3 protein-coding genes and 1 tRNA gene are annotated in these 2,954 nt (G+C 65.6%); 2 read left to right on the top strand and 2 right to left on the bottom strand.

The genetic code is table 11. From position 1 onward, the window contains the following. Nucleotides 1–589, bottom strand: a 589-nt coding sequence (locus tag COA17_RS18410; RefSeq protein ID WP_141397138.1) for a histidine kinase, incomplete at its 3' end; no start/stop codon positions are given. Nucleotides 590–714: 125 nt separating this feature from the next. Between COA17_RS18410 and COA17_RS18405 the strand changes: the two genes are divergently transcribed. Beyond that, nucleotides 715–1,863, top strand: coding sequence for a serine hydrolase domain-containing protein (locus tag COA17_RS18405; RefSeq protein WP_084276696.1), 1,149 nt, complete (start codon nt 715–717; stop codon nt 1,861–1,863). A 21-nt stretch (nt 1,864–1,884) separates the two neighbouring features. Continuing rightward, nucleotides 1,885–2,274: a hypothetical protein gene (locus tag COA17_RS18400; RefSeq protein WP_084276697.1), complete on the top strand. Its 390-nt coding sequence runs from the start codon at nt 1,885–1,887 to the stop codon at nt 2,272–2,274. Between the two features lie 424 nt (nt 2,275–2,698). Here the strand turns inward: COA17_RS18400 and COA17_RS18395 are convergent. Then, nucleotides 2,699–2,774: transfer RNA gene (locus tag COA17_RS18395), tRNA-Lys, on the bottom strand. Between the last annotated feature and the right edge of the window lie 180 nt (nt 2,775–2,954).

Here is a 2,954-nt window from a genome sequence, read left to right as displayed (position 1 = left end):
ACGACAGCGCGTTGAGCGCATTGAAGAGGAAGTGCGGATCGACCTGGAGGCGTAGCATGGCGAGCCGTGCGTCGCGCGCGGCGGCCTCGGCTTCGCCGCGCGCGCGCTCGGCCATGCGCACCTCGCCGACCACGCCGAGCGCGAGCAGGAAAGCGGCCCACGCGGCAAAGAAGAAGTACCAGGTGACGAAGCCGTCAGCTACGGCAGTGCGCAGCACGGCGCCTTCGTCCCAGCGTGCGAGGTCAGGCAGCACTGACGGCACCGGAAACCAGCGGTAGAATACGAAGCTGTTGAGCACGGCGAACAGCAGCGCCGCCGGGATGCACGCTGTGAACGCCGCAGTTGCACGCAGAGCCAGGCGCTGGCACGCGCACCGCATGAGCAAAAGGTGAATGACCCAGGCCAGTGCAGCGCCGACCGCCGCCATGCCGAGGCGTCGAACAAGCATGCCGCCCTGATCGGGCCAATCCATCACCAGCGCGCGGCCGGTCACGAGCACGAGCCACACCGCCCAGAAGCTGGCGATGCTCGCAAGCGCGAGCCGCGCCGGGACGAGGGCAGCGCCAGACATGACGATCGGACTTTTCATCGTCCTCCTGCGTAGCAGCTTCCGCCACGCTGCAACATGGATCGTGACGACGTCGGTCGTGACAGGGCGACGCCGGTCGCGCGACCGGCGACAGCCCACCTCCGTCGCGTCATGGCTTCATCATCATGAACGAGGATCTGATGATGGGATTGAGAATGATGAGACGGGTGCTGCTGCTGACAGCGTTGTGCGCCGCGACACCGGGCCGAGCCGAGACCTCAATCCCCAGCACAGCACCCCCGCTTGAAGCAGCGTTAACGCGCGCCTCGGCCGTGCTGAGCAGGGCGCGGCTTCCTGGCGAACTTGTTGTGGCGGATGCAGACGGAGCCGAGCGCGCCGTCGCTTACGGCCTTGCCGACCGCGAGGCGCGCAAGGCCAATAGGGTTGGTCAGCGCTGGGTCTGGGCCAGCATCACGAAGCAGGTGACGGCGACGCTGGTCATGCAGGAGGTTGACCGCGGGCGGATTGCGCTCGACGCAGCCATTGGCACCTTCCTGCCCGGCTTCGGCGGCGACCGTGCCATAACCATCCGCCAGCTGCTCCAGCACCGCTCGGGCCTGCCGAACCCGGCTGACACGCCAGCAGTCGACGGCGTGCCTGCCTTTTACCGCGAGACTGGCAGCGGCATCGGAAATACAGCCCGTGCGGCCGGCTTCTGCGCCGGGGCAAAAAAACGGCCGCGCGGCGGCGACTGGGAGTACAACAACTGCGACTATCTCGTGCTCGGCGCCGTGCTGGAGGCGGTGACCGGCCTCCCCTACGGCCGGCTTGTCGATCAACGTATCGCCCGGCCGCTCGGGCTCCGATCCTTGCGCCTTGCGCCCGACGGCGCGACGCGCGGCGGTGCGGCTGCGGTCGGCTATGACGGGGCGGCGCGCGTGGCCGCCGTTAACGTCGCCACGGGCGGCGCGTCCCACGCGCTGACCGGCAGCGCTCGTGACCTGGCCGAGTTCGACCGCGCGCTGATGGCTGGTCGTCTATTGTCTCCTCAGGCCCGCGCGACCGCCTGGGAGGGCGACACGCAGCTCGGGTTCATGGCGCTCGGCGTCTGGTCGTTCCCTGCGCGCCTGGATGGTTGCGCTGCGCCGGTGCAGATCGTGGAACGGCGCGGCGACTTCGCGGGCACGCAGGTGCGCAACATCATCGCCCCTGAGCTTGGTCGCGCGGTCATCCTGTTCACCAACGACCAGTCGGTCGAATTCGGCGAAGTGTGGCAGGGCGAGGGTCTGACCTTCGACCTGCTGTCGGCCGCGCTGTGCCCGGCCAATCCCTGAACCCTGTAAGGAGAAGACCCAATGCATCCTCTCGCCCATGCCGCTCTGCTCGGCATCGCGCTTTGTGCTGCTACAGTTCCCGTGCTCGCGCAGGACAAGTCGACGCTCGCCGGCAACTGGACCGCCGACCTGCGACCTGAACCGCAGGCACCCGCCTACCCCAAGGCAATGACGCTCGCGGTCGCGGCCGATGGCACGCTGACCGGCCGCTTCTACGAGCACGAGATCGAACGTGGACGTGTGGGCGCCACCAACGGCCGTCCATGCTTTGCATTTCGCACGCAGGACGGAACCGGCCCGTACCACAGCTCCGGTTGTCTGATAGGCGACCGCATCGAGGGGCAGACGTGGTCGGAAGGGCGGAACTTCATCCTGATGTGGACGGCCACCCGGAACGTCTTACCCAAATGAGGGCTGCTGTCGGCGCAGGATCATGTCCGTACGCCGCGGGTGGCCCTCCAGCTTTGCGTCATCCGCTTGCCACGGGTTCAGCCAGTCATTCCTCTTCCCGATCACGGCTTGTGCATGTCATACGTCAACGAGGAACGCCGATTGCATCTAATGTCGGGTCTTGCTCCGATGGCAGCGCGTGTTCAGCCGACATCGCGCTTACCACTGACCTGCCCCCTGCGGGCTCCCTCGATTTGATGTAGAGTCTGCACCAAACTGCATGCCTAACCCGGCCATCCTGGTTCAGAGTCGCGAGGGATGGGGCCTGACTTACAGCTACCTAGAGAGCTACCTAGAGAGCTACCTAGAGAGCTACCTAGAGCACTGAATGATGGGCCCAGTGCAGCAGCAAATAGCCCTAAGACTTTGTATTTCATGAAGAATTTGGTGGACGCACTAGGGCTCGAACCTAGGACCCGCTGATTAAGAGTCAGCTGCTCTACCAACTGAGCTATGCGTCCGGTGAAGCGCGGTAGAAGCTGCCCGCAAGAGGCCGCCCGCGTTCGGGAAGCGCGCCTCTAGCAACGTCTGCCGGGGATGCAAAGCCCTTTTTCGACTTTTTTCGTCACCACCGCTGCGGGCAGCGCGTGGAACGGTCGATCCCCATCATGATGCCAAGCGAGATCAGCACCGTCATCTGC

Origin of the sequence: Sphingomonas ginsenosidimutans, assembly GCF_002374835.1 — a bacterium.
GTDB classification, from domain to species: Bacteria; Pseudomonadota; Alphaproteobacteria; order Sphingomonadales; family Sphingomonadaceae; genus Sphingomonas; species Sphingomonas ginsenosidimutans.
This window is presented reverse-complemented; position numbering and strand designations above follow the sequence as displayed.

Coding starts and splice junctions, on each gene's coding strand:
- COA17_RS18400 (WP_084276697.1), top strand. CDS start 1,885: ATGCATCCTCTCGCCCATGCCGCTCTGCTCGGCATCGCGCTTTGTGCT.
- COA17_RS18405 (WP_084276696.1), top strand. CDS start 715: ATGAACGAGGATCTGATGATGGGATTGAGAATGATGAGACGGGTGCTG.